Origin of the sequence: Franconibacter daqui, assembly GCF_014644275.1 — a bacterium.
GTDB classification, from domain to species: domain Bacteria; phylum Pseudomonadota; class Gammaproteobacteria; order Enterobacterales; family Enterobacteriaceae; genus Franconibacter; species Franconibacter pulveris.
The window spans coordinates 258,118-274,908 of the sequence record NZ_BMKJ01000003.1 but is presented as its reverse complement, the minus strand read 5'-3'; the positions used below and the strand labels follow the sequence as shown (position 1 = coordinate 274,908).

General features: G+C 55.6%; 14 protein-coding genes. All 14 read right to left on the bottom strand.

Translation table 11 applies throughout. The features are described from left to right. Positions 1–65: 65 nt before the first annotated feature. Complete coding sequence (gene murG / locus IEX01_RS13485; protein WP_188724025.1) at positions 66–1,133, bottom strand: undecaprenyldiphospho-muramoylpentapeptide beta-N-acetylglucosaminyltransferase; 1,068 nt, start codon at positions 1,131–1,133, stop codon at positions 66–68. Positions 1,134–1,135: 2 nt separating this feature from the next. Further along, entirely contained in the window at positions 1,136–2,374 is a 1,239-nt protein-coding gene (ftsW, locus tag IEX01_RS13480; RefSeq protein WP_188724024.1) for a cell division protein FtsW, read from the bottom strand. Continuing rightward, positions 2,374–3,690, bottom strand: coding sequence for a UDP-N-acetylmuramoyl-L-alanine--D-glutamate ligase (gene murD / locus IEX01_RS13475; RefSeq protein WP_024558257.1), 1,317 nt, complete (start codon positions 3,688–3,690; stop codon positions 2,374–2,376). The genes ftsW and murD overlap by 1 nt, the downstream gene beginning before the upstream one ends. Before the next feature lie 2 nt (positions 3,691–3,692). Then, positions 3,693–4,775 carry a phospho-N-acetylmuramoyl-pentapeptide-transferase gene (mraY, locus tag IEX01_RS13470; RefSeq protein ID WP_024558256.1) on the bottom strand — a complete coding sequence of 361 codons (1,083 nt, stop codon included), beginning with the start codon at positions 4,773–4,775 and terminating at the stop codon, positions 3,693–3,695. Further along, entirely contained in the window at positions 4,769–6,127 is a 1,359-nt protein-coding gene (gene murF, locus IEX01_RS13465) for a UDP-N-acetylmuramoyl-tripeptide--D-alanyl-D-alanine ligase (RefSeq protein WP_188724023.1), read from the bottom strand. Before murF ends, mraY begins: the two co-directional genes overlap by 7 nt. Next, positions 6,124–7,611: a UDP-N-acetylmuramoyl-L-alanyl-D-glutamate--2,6-diaminopimelate ligase gene (gene murE, locus IEX01_RS13460; RefSeq protein WP_188724022.1), complete on the bottom strand. Its 1,488-nt coding sequence runs from the start codon at positions 7,609–7,611 to the stop codon at positions 6,124–6,126. The genes murF and murE overlap by 4 nt, the downstream gene beginning before the upstream one ends. After that, positions 7,598–9,364 carry a peptidoglycan DD-transpeptidase PBP3 gene (ftsI, locus tag IEX01_RS13455; RefSeq protein WP_024558253.1) on the bottom strand — a complete coding sequence of 589 codons (1,767 nt, stop codon included), beginning with the start codon at positions 9,362–9,364 and terminating at the stop codon, positions 7,598–7,600. Before ftsI ends, murE begins: the two co-directional genes overlap by 14 nt. A gap of 15 nt (positions 9,365–9,379) precedes the next feature. Continuing rightward, complete coding sequence (ftsL, locus tag IEX01_RS13450; RefSeq protein ID WP_024558252.1) at positions 9,380–9,745, bottom strand: cell division protein FtsL; 366 nt, start codon at positions 9,743–9,745, stop codon at positions 9,380–9,382. After that, positions 9,742–10,683 (bottom strand): 16S rRNA (cytosine(1402)-N(4))-methyltransferase RsmH, encoded by a 942-nt coding sequence (rsmH, locus tag IEX01_RS13445; protein ID WP_024558251.1) that lies wholly within the window; start codon positions 10,681–10,683, stop codon positions 9,742–9,744. The genes ftsL and rsmH overlap by 4 nt, the downstream gene beginning before the upstream one ends. A 2-nt stretch (positions 10,684–10,685) precedes the next feature. After that, complete coding sequence (mraZ, locus tag IEX01_RS13440) at positions 10,686–11,144, bottom strand: division/cell wall cluster transcriptional repressor MraZ (protein WP_024558250.1); 459 nt, start codon at positions 11,142–11,144, stop codon at positions 10,686–10,688. A 562-nt stretch (positions 11,145–11,706) separates the two neighbouring features. Next, the gene (gene cra / locus IEX01_RS13435) at positions 11,707–12,708 is read right to left on the bottom strand and encodes a catabolite repressor/activator (protein WP_024558249.1); all 1,002 of its coding nucleotides are present in this window, start codon (positions 12,706–12,708) and stop codon (positions 11,707–11,709) included. Positions 12,709–12,886: 178 nt separating this feature from the next. Then, positions 12,887–13,378 (bottom strand): acetolactate synthase small subunit, encoded by a 492-nt coding sequence (gene ilvN / locus IEX01_RS13430; RefSeq protein WP_024558248.1) that lies wholly within the window; start codon positions 13,376–13,378, stop codon positions 12,887–12,889. A gap of 2 nt (positions 13,379–13,380) precedes the next feature. Further along, positions 13,381–15,105 carry an acetolactate synthase 3 large subunit gene (ilvI, locus tag IEX01_RS13425; RefSeq protein WP_024558247.1) on the bottom strand — a complete coding sequence of 575 codons (1,725 nt, stop codon included), beginning with the start codon at positions 15,103–15,105 and terminating at the stop codon, positions 13,381–13,383. A gap of 402 nt (positions 15,106–15,507) precedes the next feature. After that, entirely contained in the window at positions 15,508–16,455 is a 948-nt protein-coding gene (gene leuO, locus IEX01_RS13420) for a transcriptional regulator LeuO (RefSeq protein ID WP_024560681.1), read from the bottom strand. Between the last annotated feature and the right edge of the window lie 336 nt (positions 16,456–16,791).

Below are 16,791 nucleotides of genomic sequence, written 5' to 3'. Positions count from 1 at the left end.
TAAAGCCTTCGGCATCAACGCCATCAACATCTCAAATCACGCGGAGCAACACGCATCCGCAATAGTTACGCCAGCGCGGCAGCGCGGACCTCGTTCGCCACCCGCTCGGTAGCGTCTGGAATGGCGGCGGCGCGAGCTCGCTCAGCCATAGACAGCAGCGTGGCTCTGTCCCACTGCGCCAGCGTTTCAGCCACCGCCTCAACGGTGAACTGCGGTTGTTCAAGAATTTTCGCCGCGCCCGCTTTTTCAAGCGGCAGCGCATTCCAGTACTGCTGCCTGTCTTTGTGCTGGAAAGGCACAAACAGCGCCGGCAGGCCTGCTGCGGCGATTTCACTGACGGTCAGCGCGCCGGAACGACACACGACCACGTCAGCCCAGGCGTAGGCCGCAGCCATATCATCAATAAATTCGGTGACCTTATGCTGCGGTTCGCCCGCAGCGGCATAGGCCTGTTGCACATCTGACTGCGCGCCTTTGCCGCTCTGGTGCCAGATAGTGACTTTATCGCCCAGACGCCCCGCCACGTGCGGCATCGTCTGGTTTAAAACGCGCGCGCCCTGCGAGCCGCCAACGACCAATACGCGCACCGGGCCTTCACGCCCCGCTAAACGCGTCTGCGGCAACGGAAGCGCCAGCACATCAGTGCGTACCGGGTTGCCTACCACGTCCGCGTCAGGAAAAGCGCCGGGAAAAGCCTGCATGACTTTGCGGGCGATTTTCGCCAGCCATTTATTCGTCAAGCCTGCAATGCCGTTTTGCTCATGCAGCACCACCGGCACGCCGAGCGACCAGGCCGCCAGCCCGCCGGGGCCGGAAACATAGCCGCCCATGCCCAGCACGACATCCGGCTTAAAGCGCTTCATGATGGCCCGCGCCTGACGCCAGGCGTTGAAAATACGCAGCGGCGCCAGCGCCAACGCTTTTATGCCTTTGCCCCGTAAGCCTGAGATGCGAATAAAATCGATCTCAATCCCGTGCTTCGGAACCAGGTCCGCCTCCATGCGATCCGCGGTACCCAGCCAGCGCACCTGCCAGCCCTGGGCCATTAAATGGTGCGCCACGGCAAGGCCCGGAAAGACGTGTCCGCCCGTTCCGCCCGCCATCACCATTAACCGCTTCGGTTGACCAGTCATTCTTAACCTCTTGTAAACGCCTGCGCTTTCTCCAGGCGCGTTTCATAGTCAATTCGCAACAGCAGCATGATAGCCGTCGACATAATCAGTAAGCTCGAGCCGCCGTAGCTGATAAGCGGCAGCGTCAGACCTTTGGTCGGCAGCATGCCGGCGGCCGCCCCCACGTTCACCAGCGCCTGGAAGCTAAACCAGATACCGATGGAACAGGCCAGGAAACCGGAAAAGCGCTGGTCTATCTCCAGCGCGCGACGCCCTATCGACATAGCACGAAAAGCCACGAAGAATACCATTAAAAGCGCCAGCACCACACCGATATAACCCAGCTCTTCAGCAATGATGGAGAAGATGAAGTCGGTATGCGCTTCCGGCAGGTACTCCAGTTTTTGCACCGAGTTGCCAAGTCCTTGACCCCAAAGCTCGCCGCGGCCAAACGCCATCAGCGACTGGGTCAACTGGTAGCCGCTGCCGAAAGGATCTTCCCACGGGTTCCAGAAAGAGGTGACGCGGCGAATACGATAAGGTTCGGCCAGGATCAGCAGCACCACGGCCGAAATGCCCATGCCGATAATGGCGATGAACTGCCAGAGCTTGGCGCCTGCCAGGAACAGCATCGCAAGTGTCGTAACAAACAGCACCACCACCGTACCAAGGTCCGGCTGCGCCAGCAGCAGCACCGCCATCACCAGAATCACGCCCATCGGCTTTAAAAAGCCCCGCAGGTTGTTTCGCACTTCATCCACCTTGCGCACCAGGTAGTTGGAGAGGAAGCAAAACAGCGAAAGCTTGGAGAACTCCGCAGGCTGAATACGCAGCGGGCCAAGGGCAATCCAGCGTGAGGCCCCGTTAACCGAGCTGCCAACCACCAGCACGATAAGCAGCATAATGATGGATGCGATAAGCATGGCGGCGCTGTGCCGTTGCCAGAAGGCCATCGGCAAACGCAGCGTGATCATCGCCAGGCAAAACGCCAGCACGATATACAGCGCATCGCGCTTGGCAAACAGAAAGGGGTCGTTCGCCAGCCGCTGCCCTACGGGCATTGAGGCTGACGTCACCATGATGAAGCCAATGGCGGCCAGGCCGAGGGTCAGCCACAGCAGGGTGCGGTCGTACAGCACGATGCTGTTGGTATCTTTTTCCCGCGATCCCATCACCCAGCCTTTCACCGCCATAAACAGCCATACCAGGATAGCGGATCCCGGTACGCGCGGCAGACGAAGGCGTGGAAGAGACAAGCGCATCAGCCTAACTCCTTCGCCAGTCGGGTAAAGATGTCGCCACGCTGCTCGAAGTTTTTAAACTGATCGAGACTGGCGCAGGCGGGAGAGAGCAGCACCATATCGCCTGGCTGCACCACAGCGGCTATCTGACGCATCGCTTGCTCCATCGTTTCGCTCTGTTGAGCGACGTCAGGGCGCAGCGCCGCCAGTTCCGCCCCGTCGCGGCCAAAACACCACAGGCGGATACGATCGCCCTGCAGATAACGACGCAGCGGGGAGAAATCCGCGGATTTACCATCGCCGCCCAGCAGCAGATGCAGCGTGCCGTCTACATTCAGCCCGTTTAAGGCCGCCTCGGTGCTGCCGACGTTGGTGGCTTTAGAATCATTGATCCAACGAACCTTATTATGCTCAAAGGCCAACTGGAAGCGGTGAGGCAAACCGGTAAAGGTAGTCAGCGCCTTAAGACTGCTGGCCCGCGGCAGGCCTGCGGCATCCGCCAGCGCCAGCGCCGCCAGGGCATTGGTAAAATTATGCTGACCAACAAGCTTCATCTCTTTCACGTTAAGCACTTTTTCACCGTTAGCCCGCAGCCAGGTCTCGCCCTGCTGACGGTTAAGGTGATAGTCGCCCACATCAATGCCGAAACTGATGCAACGCTCATCCGCGCCGCGCACCGGCATAGTCAACGCATCGTCGGCGTTAACGACGCAGACCTTCGCGTTCTCGTAGATACGCAGTTTTGCCGCACGATACTGTTGCAGGCCAAACGGGTAGCGATCCATATGATCTTCCGTCACGTTAAGGATCGTGGCGGCCGCAGCCTTCAGGCTGGAAGTGGTTTCAAGCTGGAAGCTGGAAAGCTCGAGCACGTAGAGTTCCCGCTCTTCATCCAACAGCATCAGGGCAGGCAGACCGATGTTGCCGCCGACGCCCACATTCACGCCAGCCGCTTTCGCCATCTCGCCTACCAGCGTGGTAACGGTGCTTTTACCATTTGAACCGGTAATAGCAACGATGGGCGCCTGCGCTTCACGGCAAAAGAGCTCGATGTCGCCAACAATTTCTACCCCTGCATCCGACGCCGCGCTCAGCGCCGGATGCGCCAGCGCGATGCCAGGGCTGGCGACGATGAGATCGGCGTCCAGCAGCCAGCTTTCATTTAAATCGCCAAGATGTCGTTCTACCGCTTCCGGCAGCTTATCGAGGCCTGGCGGAGAGAGACGAGTATCCACTACGCGCGGCGTAACGCCGCGCGCCAGGAAAAAGTCCACGCAGGAAAGCCCGGTTAGCCCAAGGCCAATGATGACGACTTTTTTACCCTGATACTCTGCCATGATTAACGTACCTTAAGCGTTGCCAGGCCAATCAGCACCAGCATCAGCGAAATTATCCAGAAGCGCACGATAACGCGCGGCTCCGGCCAGCCTTTCAGTTCATAGTGATGATGGATAGGCGCCATGCGGAAAATACGCTGGCCGCGCAGCTTAAAGGAGCCTACCTGAAGGATCACCGACAGGGTCTCTACGACAAACACGCCGCCCATAATCACCAATAAAAACTCCTGACGCAGCAGCACGGCGATAACACCGAGCGCGCCGCCAAGCGCAAGCGACCCGACATCGCCCATAAAGACTTGCGCCGGGTAGGTGTTGAACCATAAAAAGCCCAGCCCCGCGCCGACAATAGCAGTACAGACAATCACCAGCTCGCCCGCGTGACGCAGATAAGGAATATGGAGATAGCTAGCGAAGTTCATGTTGCCGGTCGCCCAGGCCACCAGCGCGAAGCCGCCCGCCACCAGCACGGTCGGCATAATCGCCAGCCCGTCGAGGCCATCCGTCAGGTTAACGGCATTACCAGTACCGACAATCACGAAATAGGCCAGCAGGACGTAGAAAATGCCCAGCTGTGGCATAACATCTTTAAAGAACGGCACGACCAGTTCCGTCGCAGGCGTATCCTTACCGGTGATGTAGAGCGCAAAAGCCACCGTCAGCGCAATAACCGACATCCAGAAATATTTCCAGCGCGCAATCAGCCCCTTAGTGTCTTTGCGCACCACTTTGCGGTAATCATCCACGAATCCTACCGCGCCGTAACCTACCAGAACGAAGAGCACGCACCAGACATACGGATTGGAGGGGTAAGCCCAGAGCAGCACCGAAACCACAATGGAAGTCAGGATCATGATGCCGCCCATGGTCGGCGTGCCGCGCTTGCTGAAGTGCGATTCCGGGCCGTCGTTGCGGACAACCTGACCGAAAGAGAGCTGTTGCAGGCGCGCGATGAGGCGCGGCCCCATCCATAAAGAGATGAAGAGCGCGGTCAGCAGGCTGACGATGGCGCGAAACGTCAGATAAGAAAAGACGTTAAAGCCCGAATAATATTTGACCAAATGCTCGGCCAGCCAAACTAACATGTCCCCTTCTCCTGTAATGCGCGTACCACCTCTTCCATGGCGGCACTACGTGAACCTTTCACTAAAATGGTGATGATGGAATGCTCTGCTATTAGCGCCTGCAGACGCGCGACTAAGTCCGCTTTATCGCTAAAATGCTCGCCCACGCCGCTTGCTTCGCCGAGCGTCTGGCTAAGATTGCCCACGCTTAAAACGCGATCGATGCCCGCCGCTTTCGCCGCCTCGCCCACCTGTCGATGGCACTCCACGGCTTCCGCGCCCAGCTCGGCCATATCGCCTACCACCATGACCCGGTAGCCAGGCATGTCGGAAAGCACCTGAGCCGCCGCCGTCATGGAGCCGACGTTAGCGTTGTAGCTGTCGTCCAGCAGCAGTTGGTTTTCGCCAAGCGCGATGGGGAACAGGCGCCCCGGCACGGCTTTAAGCTTCGCGAGACCCGTTTTGATCGCTTCATGACTTGCGCCAACCGCCATCGCCAGCGCCGATGCCGCCAGCGCGTTCGCGATGTTGTGACGTCCCGGCAACGGGAGCACGACGTCGACATCGCCTGTCGGCGTGCGAAGCGTGAACTCAGTACCGTGGGAAGTCACATGAATATTGGTGGCGGTAAAATCGCTCTGCGCCGCGTTGGGCGAGAAGCGCCATACTTTACGATTGCCAATTACGCTCTGCCAGTTCAGCCAGTCGTTATTGTCCGCGTTGAGAATGGCGATACCGTCCTTCGGGAGGCCGGTAAAAATTTCCCCTTTGGCTTTCGCTACGCCGGCAAGCGAGCCAAACCCTTCCAGGTGCGCCGCTGCGAGGTTGTTCACCAGAGCCGCTTCAGGACGCGTCAGGCTGACGGTCCAGGCGATTTCGCCCTGATGGTTAGCGCCAAGCTCAATCACCGCAAACTCATGTTCTGGCGTAAGGCGCAACAGCGTCATCGGCACGCCGATGTCATTATTGAGGTTACCTGCCGTATAAAGCGTGTTGCCGCATTCGCTAAGAATGGACGCGGTCATCTCTTTCACCGAGGTTTTGCCGGAAGAGCCGGTCAACGCCACGACGCGCGTCGGCACCTGCTGGCGCACCCAGGCGGCCAGCGCGCCGAACGCCAGGCGGGTATCTTCAACAACCAGCTGCGGCAGCTCGCACTCGACCTTACGGCTGACCAGCAGCGCGCCCGCGCCGCCCGCTTTCGCCTGGTCGACAAAATCATGCGCGTCAAAACGTTCGCCTTTCAGCGCGACAAACAGACAGCCTGCGGTAACTTTGCGGGTATCGGTCGTCACCTCTGCGATATCGGTATCGCTGCCATGCAGCTCAGCGTTCAGGATGCTGGCAAGCTGACTTAAAGAAACGCGGATCATGCAACAACTCCCAGCAGGCGGGCTGCAGTAACGCGGTCGGAGTAATCGAGGCGACGGGTGCCGACAATCTGATAATCTTCATGGCCTTTGCCCGCTATCAGCACGACGTCGTTCTTTTTCGCTTGCATAATGGTGCTGGTTACCGCCTCAGCGCGGCCTTCCACCACGCGAGCGCGGCCCGCGTCCATCATGCCGGCGAGAATATCGGCGATAATCGCCTTTGGCTCTTCAGTGCGCGGGTTATCGTCCGTAACCACGGCGATATCAGCATACTGTTCAGCGATAGCGCCCATCAGAGGACGTTTGCCCTTATCGCGATCGCCGCCGCAGCCAAAAACGCACCATAGGGTGCCCGCGCAGTGCAGTCGCGCAGCCTCAAGCGCTTTTTCGAGCGCATCCGGCGTATGGGCGTAATCGACAACCACGGTGGGTTTACCCGGCGCGCTAAAAACTTCCATGCGTCCGCAGACGGGCTGAAGACGCGAAGCGGTGGCGAGCAATTCAGCCAGCGGGTAGCCCAGCGCCAGCAGCGTCGCCAGTGAAAGCAGCAGATTGCTGACGTTAAACGCGCCCATCAGACGACTTTCGATTTCGCCCTCTCCCCAGGAGGAGGCGAAGCGGATAGTGGCGCCGCTGTCGTGATAATCCACGCCGGTCGCTTTCAACCAGCGGCCATGGCAGTTCGGGTCAATATTCTCTTCCATCGACACCGCTACGGCATCCGGCAGCTTTGCCAGCCAGCGGCGACCCACTTCGTCATCGGCATTTACGATGGCCTGCCCATAGTGGTGCGAGGAGAAGAGCAGCCATTTGGCGGCTTCGTAGTGCGTCATGTCGCCGTGATAATCCAGATGGTCACGGCTTAAGTTGGTAAAGACCGAGGCGGCGAATTTCAGCGCCGCCACGCGATGCTGCACCAGACCGTGGGAAGAGACTTCCATGGCGGCGACTGTTGCGCCCTGCCCTGCGAGGCTCGCCAGCACTTGCTGTACATCTACTGCCGAGCCAGTGGTGTTTTCCGTCGGGCTAACTTTACCCAGCAGCCCGTTGCCTACTGTGCCCATCACGGCGCTGGAGTCGCCAAGCAATGCGCTCCACTGCGCCAGCAGTTGAGTCGTGGTCGTTTTACCGTTGGTGCCGGTAACGCCAATCAGGCGAAGGCGTTCGGAAGGCTCTTCATAAAAGCGGCCCGCCAGCGCGGACAGGCGCTCAGTGAGCTGGCTTAAATAGATAACCGGTACGCCATGCATTTCGCGGATTTCACCGTCGGTTGCTTCGCCTTGCGCTTCAGCAACGATGGCAGCCACACCTTGCGCTATTGCCTGCGGGATATATCGACGCCCGTCCGCCTGATGACCGACCACCGCCACAAAGAGATCGCCCGATGCAGCCACACGGCTGTCAAGCGTCATCTCCCGCAGTGCCCGCTCCGGTGCGCCAGGCACCCAGGGAGCGAGAAGGTCGCGCAAATTACGATCTGCCACCTGTTCCCTCTTCTCGATTAATTACAAATTCACTTTTCTCGCCCGTTGCCAGCGCGTCCGGCTCGATATTCATGGTGCGCAATACGCCGCCCATGATGGCGCCGAACACAGGCGCTGACACCGCGCCGCCGTAATATTTACCCGCCTGCGGGTCGTTGATAACCACCACCAGCGCGAAACGCGGATTGCTGGCTGGCGCAACGCCTGCGGTATAAGCGATGTATTTGTTGATGTAGCGCCCGTCCGGCCCTACTTTTTTCGCCGTACCGGTTTTAATGGCGATGCGGTAACCCTTGATAGCCGCCTTCACGCCGCCGCCGCCCGGCAGCGCCACGCTTTCCATCATATGTACGACGGTGCGGACGATAGATTCCGGGAAGACGCGCTCCCCTGGCACTGGCGGGTCAACTTTGGTTATCGACAGCGGACGGTAAATGCCGTAGCTGCCGATGGTTGCGTAGACTCGCGCTAACTGTAACGGCGTTACCATTAGCCCGTAGCCGAAAGAGAAGGTGGCCCTCTCTATGTCAGACCACCGTTGTTTTTGAGGATATAAGCCACTGCGTTCTCCGACCAACCCCAAATTGGTCGCTTTTCCCAGTCCAAAACGTGAGTAAGTATCTACTAACGCTGAGGACGGCATCGCTAACGCCAGCTTGGAAACGCCGACGTTACTCGACTTCTGCAATACCCCGGTCAGGGTTAATTCGCTGTAACGCGCCACGTCTTTGATTTCATGGCCGTTAATTCGGTAAGGAACGGTATTCAGTACGGTATTCTCACGCACCACGCCGCGCTGCAACGCCGTCATCACGACCATGGGTTTGACCGTGGAACCGGGTTCAAACACGTCGGTAATGGTGCGGTTACGCATGACATCTTTCGGAGTGCCGGAAATATTGTTTGGGTTGTACGAGGGGCTATTAGCCATCGCCAGCACTTCGCCGGTGTTGACGTCCACCAGCACAGCGCTGCCCGATTCCGCCTTGTTAAAGGCGACAGCATTGCTTAGTTCGCGGTAAACCAGCGCCTGAAGACGCTCATCAATACTGAGGGCAAGATTATGCGCGGCCTGGCTGTCGGTAGAAGAGATATCTTCAATGACCCGACCGTAGCGGTCTTTACGGACGATACGCTCGCCCGGTTGGCCGGTAAGCCACTTGTCGAAGCTTTTCTCCACGCCTTCAAGCCCCTGGCTATCGACGTTGGTAAAGCCGATGAGGTGAGCGGTTACTTCGCCTGACGGGTAATAACGACGAGATTCCTGACGTAAGTGAATGCCAGGAAGCTTCAGTTTTTTAATGTATTCCCCGATATCCGGGTTGACCTGACGGGCAAGATAGATAAAGCGGCCTTTTGGGTTGGCGTTTACCCGCGCAGAGAGTTGGTCCAGCGGCAGTTTGAGCGCATCAGACAACGCCTTCCAGCGGTTATCGAGCGTGATGCCGCCAGCGTCATGCAGCTCTTTCGGGTCTGCCCAGATAGCGTTAACCGGCACGCTCACCGCGAGCGGCCTGCCTGAACGGTCCGTTATCATGCCGCGGGAGGTAGACACTTCCTGTACGCGCAGGGAACGCATGTCGCCCTGGCGCACCAGCATATCGGGATTGATAATCTGAAGCCACGCCACGCGCCCTAACAGGAATGCCAGCGCCAGCAAAATACAGCCGCAAAGCAACGCAAAACGCCAGCTTACAAAGCTGGCCTGATCTTCCTGGCGTTTCGGTTTAAGCGATTTTGCCGCTGCTTTCATTCGTCGCGTTAATCCTTATTTCTGTACCACAATATTTTCCTGCGAGGGATCGACGTGCTGCAGTTGCAGCTTCTCGGTCGCTATCCGCTCCACCCGGCTGTGATCGCCCAGGGCGTTTTCTTCAAGGATCAGGTTTCGCCATTCAATATCCAGCGCGTCGCGCTCTACCGCCAGCTGTTCGCGCTGCGCCGTTAAAAGGCGTGTGTGATGCGCGGTGGTGACCACCATCACGGCGGTGATAATAATGGCGACAAACAGGCAGAGTGGCAGTTTCCCGTGACGCAACAGATCGCCGCCGATTACGCCAGGCAGGGCATGGCGCTCGGTACCGGAAAGCGAGCCGGTGACTCTGTTGAAGGTCTCTGTCACTCTGCTGATCATGCGCTGGTCCTTTCTGCAATACGCAGCACTGAACTACGGGCACGTGGGTTTTCCGCCACTTCTTCTTCGCCCGGCATCAACTTACCTAGCGCACGTAACTCCCGCCCGCCCAGTTTGCGCAACTGTTCTTCCGTCATTGGGATCCCCGCCGGCACCTGCGGGCCACGGCTTTGCTCGCGCATAAAGCGCTTCACCAGACGGTCTTCAAGCGAGTGGAAACTGATAATAGAAAGGCGCCCGCCTGGAGCCAGCGCCGTCAAAGAACCTTTGAGCGCTTGCTCAATCTCTTCGAGTTCACTGTTCACCCAGATGCGCACCGCCTGGAAAGTACGGGTCGCTGGATGCTTAAACTTATCTTTTACCGGCGTAGCGGCAGCCACCACTTCAGCCAGCTCTTTGGTGCGGGTCATCGGCTGCTCGCGATTACGCTCGACGATTGCGCGCGCAATACGCTTAGCGAAACGCTCTTCGCCGTAGGTTTTCAGCACCCAGGCGATATCCGCCTCGTCCGCCGTCAGCAACCACTCGGCGGCAGACTGGCCACGGGTGGGATCCATACGCATATCCAGCGGGCCGTCGCGCATAAAGGAAAAACCGCGTTCTGGGTCGTCTAATTGCGGCGATGAAACGCCGAGATCGAGCAAAATACCGTCTATCTTGCCAGTCAGATCGCGCTCCTGCACGTAGTCAGCCAGCGCGGAGAAAGGTCCATGTACAAAAGAAAAGCGAGGATCGTCAATGGTTTCCGCCACGGCAATAGCCTGCGGATCGCGATCGATCGCCAGTAACCGCCCCTGGGGTCCGAGGCGGGAAAGAATAAGACGTGAGTGACCGCCGCGACCAAAAGTGCCATCAATATAGATGCCATCTGGACGAATATTCAGGCCATTGACGGCTTCATCAAGCAATACCGTCGTGTGTTTATAATTTTCCATCATCTTTATAAAGACAAATCCTGCAGTCGTTCTGACAACGTATCCGAAGACGACTGCTCAGCGTCGATGTCTTCCCTGACTCGTTGATACCAGGTCGTTTCGTCCCACAGCTCAAACTTATTGAACTGCCCAACCAGCATCACTTCTTTGGTCAACCCGGCATGTTGGCGCAATACGGGTGCCAGCAACAATCGGCCGGCGTTGTCCATCTGGCATTCGCTGGCATGCCCCAGTAGCAGGCGCTGAACGCGACGTTCCACGGGGTTCATGCTCGACAGACGAGACAACTTATGTTCGATAATTTCCCATTCGGGGAGTGTATAAAGCAGCAGACAGGGATGGTGGATATCAATAGTGCATACCATCTGGCCTGATGCGGCTTCGATTAATTTTTCCCGATAGCGGGTCGGGACGGATAAACGCCCTTTGCTGTCGAGATTAACTAATGTCGCGCCACGGAACATACCTGCCTCATCCGGTTATGCTCATTCCCACCACTTTATCCCACAAATTACCACCAACGCGAGTTTACGGAGCGGAGGAAAAGCTTGTCAAGCCAGCGCGCAGGCAGGCACAGACAAAACATCTCACCTTATTGCTTAAGCCGGAGCGGAGAAAAAACCAGGCAGGTAATTCCCTTGAAATTAAGGCTATGAATATTTGTAAAAAAATAACGGCTATTCGCAGCGTGATAAAATTGGCTTCATTCAAGCCGTGGGGCTAACTCCGTATGGAGTTTGCGACACGGGCGGCATTTTAAGGCAAAACTTCTTTTGGTAACAGCGAGAGTTAGCGTAGCGGCCCATGCCAGTAATCGCGGGCTTGTGACAAAAAGAGGCAAAGCGATGTCACGCTGACAAACGAAACGGCTGTAACAAAATAATACATAATAAGCAGGTGCTTATCATTGCACGCGCATTTTATAAAAAAGCAAATAGTCGGCGGCCTTCATTCGTAATCGCATTTTCCAGGGTGACTGGATAAATCCGAATAATAAAAAAAGGCGGTCTGGGCCGCCTTTCATCATTACCGACTTAAGCTGCCGCGCCGGTAAAGGTTACGCTTAATGCGCGTCAAGCCAGGTTTGGGTTTGCGCGGTTCATCCAGACTCGCCAGCACCAGCTCCAGTACGCGTTCCGCCACATCGCGATGACGCTGGGCGACCGCAAGGACGGGGCATTGCAGGAAATCCAGCAGCTCATTGTCACCGAAAGTCGCAATAGCCAGATTCTCAGGCAAACGCCCTTCTCTGCGCAACGTTACATCCATAACGCCCTGCAGCAATGCGAAAGAGGTGGTGAACAACGCCTGCGGCATGGGATGCTTCTCCAGCCATTTCTCAAACAGCTGGCCGGCCGCTTCGCGTTCGTAGCTGTTAGCGTAAAGGAAGTGCACTTCGCGCGGGTCATCTTTCCATGCCTGGCGGAAACCCTGCTCGCGCAGAAAACTGACGGAAAGTTCCGGCAACGCGCCCAGGTAAAGTACGGTTTCAGCAGGAAACTTACGAAGCTCGCTGGCCAACATCTCGGCATCATCCTGATCGGCGCCGACGACGCTTGTAAAATGTTCGCGATCGAGTGCGCGATCCAGTGCGACGATGGGGAAGGAATCACGGGCCCAGCGCTGATAAAAAGGATGCTCTGGCGGTAAGGAAGTCGAAACGATAATGGCATCGACCTGCCGTTGCAGAAGATGCTCAATACAGCGCATTTCGTTGTCGGGTTGGTCTTCCGAACAGGCAATCAACAACTGATAACCCCGCTGGCGCGCCTGACGTTCAAGATAGTTGGCGATACGGGTATAACTGGTGTTTTCCAGATCCGGGATAACCAGACCGATAGAGCGGGTGCGTCCGGCCCGAAGCCCGGCGGCAACGGCGTTAGGGTGATAATTGTGCTCTCGTACCACCGCCATCACTTTTTCAACAGTTTTGTCACTGACCCGATACTGTTTAGCTTTTCCATTGATGACATAGCTCGCCGTGGTGCGCGACACGCCAGCCAGCCGCGCGATTTCATCCAGTTTCACGATTGCCCCTTAATAAAAATGTTACTCCATAACCTTTGCAGGGTTATAAGTTAAAATCCTTAACATCTAAGCGCAGAACAGTAACCTGGGCAACTGCTTTTATAGGCACATGCCTGAGCGGCTGCAAAAAAAAAGCCCGAGCGGATGCATCGGGCTAATAAAGAGGCAACTTTAGCGACTAGCGCATAATCTTTTCGCCGCGGGCAAGGCCCACCACGCCGGAACGCGCGACTTCAACAATTTTGGCTACATCGCGCAGCGTAGCGAGGAAAGCATCCAGCTTTTCGCTGGTGCCCGCCAACTGAACGGTATAGAGCGACGGGGTGACATCAATAATCTGGCCGCGGAAGATTTCAGTATTACGTTTTACCTCTTCCCGCCCATAACCGCTCGCCTGGATCTTAACCAGCATAATCTCGCGCTCAACGTGCGCGCCCTGCCCCAGTTCACTGACGCGAAGCACGTCAACTAACTTGTGCAACTGCTTTTCAATTTGCTCCAGCACCTTTTCATCGCCCACCGTCTGGATGGTCATACGTGAAAGGGTGGGATCATCGGTCGGTGCGACCGTCAGGCTTTCAATGTTGTAGCCGCGCTGGGAGAAAAGCCCAATGACCCGGGACAACGCGCCCGACTCGTTTTCCAGTAAGACAGATAATATCCGGCGCATAGTCAGGTTCTCTCCGTTTTGCTTAACCACATTTCATCCATACTGCCGCCGCGGACCTGCATAGGATAAACGTGCTCAGTGCCATCCACCGTCACATCCACAAAGACCAGGCGGTTATTGCGTACATGTTCCAGCGCTTCGCTAAGCTTGCTTTCAAGCTCCTCCGGTTTGGTGATGCCGATGCCCACGTGGCCATAAGCCTGCGCGAGACGAACAAAATCCGGCAGCGATTCCATATAAGACTGCGAGTGGCGGCCGGAATAGATCATATCCTGCCACTGCTTCACCATGCCGAGATAGCGGTTGTTCAGGTTGAGCACCAGTACCGGCAACTCATACTGTAGCGCGGTGGAGAGTTCCTGAATGTTCATCTGGATGCTGCCATCACCCGTAACGCAGACGACGGTTTCGTCCGGCAAGGCAAGCTTAACGCCCAGCGCCGCAGGCAAGCCAAACCCCATGGTGCCGAGGCCGCCGGAATTAATCCAACGACGCGGCTTATCAAAGGTGTAGTGCAGCGCGGCGAACATCTGGTGCTGGCCTACATCGGAAGTGACGTAGGCGTCGCCATGGGTTAAACGGTGCAGCGTCTCAATCACCGCCTGCGGCTTAATGCTGCCGCTGTCGCGGTCATAGTTCAGACACTGGCGCGCGCGCCATTGTTCTATCTGCTGCCACCAGTCGCGGATGTCATCGAGCGGCTGCTGAGCCTCTTCTTGCTCCAGCAGTTCCAACATTTGCTGCAGCACCTGACGAGCATCACCCACGATAGGGATATCTGCCGACACGGTTTTGGAAATGGAAGTCGGGTCGATATCGATGTGCAGTACCGTCGCATTCGGACAATATTTTGCAAGATTATTGGTAGTGCGATCGTCAAAACGCACGCCCACTGCAAAAATCACGTCTGAATGATGCATCGTCATATTGGCTTCATAGGTACCGTGCATGCCCAACATGCCAAGCGCCTGGCGATGCGATCCCGGAAAAGCGCCAAGCCCCATTAAAGAAGAAGCAACGGGAATATTCAGCTTTTCCGCTACGGCGCGCAGTTCCGTTTCGCAAGCGGCATTAATCGCCCCGCCGCCTACATACATAACCGGCTTTTTCGCCGCAACCAGCGTTTGCAGGGCGCGCTTGATCTGTCCCTTATGCCCCTGCGTAGTGGGATTATAAGAACGCATGCTGACGGATTCAGGCCAAACGTAGGGCAACTTTTTCGCCGGATTGAGAATATCCTTCGGCAGATCCACCACTACAGGACCGGGACGACCGCTTGCAGCGAGCCAGAACGCTTTTTTCAGTACGGTTGGAATATCTTCCGTTTGCTTAACCAGAAAGCTGTGTTTTACCACCGGGCGGGAGATCCCCACCATGTCACATTCCTGAAAAGCATCATAACCAATAAGAGAAGTCGCCACCTGGCCGGATAGCACCACCAGCGGAATGGAGTCCATATAAGCCGTCGCGATACCGGTAATCGCATTAGTGGCGCCAGGACCGGATGTCACCAGCACAACGCCCACTTCGCCTGTTGCACGGGCAAGCCCATCGGCCATATGCACCGCCGCTTGTTCATGACGCACCAGCACATGATCGATACCGCCGACGGTATGAAGCGCGTCATAAATATCCAGCACCGCCCCTCCGGGATAACCGAATATCTGTTTTACGCCCTGATCGATAAGCGATCGGACGACCATCTCGGCTCCTGATAACATCTCCATGGTTTGCCTCCAGGCTTGTGTTTATAGGCTGACGGCAGAAATCATTTCCACCCTGTCATTGTCACAGGTAAGCGTGCCCTGTCATTTTTATCATTTGAGTAATGGCCCTAACATAACCGTTGAAAATGAGGCAATCAAATGGCGAACGCAGGTCAAAGGCCAGCCGTAGCGGTGAACACAATGATAAAAACCGAGGCGATACGGTAAGAAACACTAAATATAAGCAAAAGCGATGAATGGAAATGTTGTCAGAGGGTCAATTTGCAGCGTTAAATCAAATTAATGTCGCTTTTAACGAAACAAGACCTCGGATAGCGACCCTGACAGTCGAATATGCTGAAAAAAACCTTAAAAGCAGAAAAACCGGGCAGCGTAAACCACCCGGTTTTTCTCTGGCTGAAATTAACTACGCTGGCAAATAGAAACCAGCAACTCTTCCATCCATTGGTGGCCTTTATCTCTACCCGCAGCCTCATGCCAGCAGAGATAACACGTGCGGTTATTCAGTACTAAAGGCAACGGCAGTACGGCTAAATTCCATGTTTGCTCATATTCTTCCGCCAGCCAGCGCGGAGCAATAGTGACGAGATTCGTGCGTGACACCACGTTTAAGACGCTGGTCATCGCCATTCCCTGATAAGCGATGCAGGCTTCTTTTTCAGGCGTGTTATACCAGGGCGCGCTGAACGAACCATAGCGGTCCAGCACCACAACGGCATGCTGCTCCTGGTAGATATTTGATTCAAGCGTCAGCTCGTTTTGACGCGGATGGTTTTTACTACACACTAATACCATCTCATCTTTAAAGAGCGGCACGCAGGAAAATTCCGGGCGACGGAAATCATCGTAACCAATAACAAATTCAACTTCCTGATAACGTAACTGATGTTCGATATTCTGATTAAGTGAAGATTTAAAGACCAAATGGATATTAGGCGCAATGTTATTAACTTTATTATAGATAAGCGAGGTAAGCAGATTATCCAGTGGACTGCAGACGCATAGATTAAACAACCTTTCGCTGCTCAGGGGTTCAAATCCTGAACCAGGCAATTCGTTTTGGACTAATTGCAACGCCTGACGGATGGAACCAAACAGCTGATGGGCTCGTGCGGTAGGTTGTATTCCACGACCATAACGAACAAACAATTCGTCATTAAACATCACCTTAAGCCGGGCTACCGCGTTGCTGACCGCAGGCTGCGACATGCCCAGCATTTGCGCAGCCCGGGTGATGTTTTGCTCCTGCATAACCGCATCAAAAACGGTTAAAAGATTAAGGTCTACCGTGCGTAATTGTGTTTTTAAACCTTCTTGTACTGGCGGATGCTCAATATAATCCTCAGACATAGTCTACTCCACTTATTCATCAATTCCCTTGGCCAGGAAGCACCACAACTATTTCGTTTAACATGTAGCAATCGCAAGCAAAAGGTCGAAGACAACAATTCAGAAAAAACCAAAGCTTTATCAGGAAATATGAAAATTTTGGCAGGGCTGAACACGAAAAAGCGATTCTCGCATGCTTAATTGATGCTTTTTCTTTTAAGCGGCGAGATCAAATCATAAAACCTGCAACTTCACAAGAATTCATCCGGTGAATAGTTATTTAAGCTTTATTAAAATGTTACCGCGCTATTCCCGCTGTATTTAACAAAACAGCAGCAACTCAAAAATAAATATATT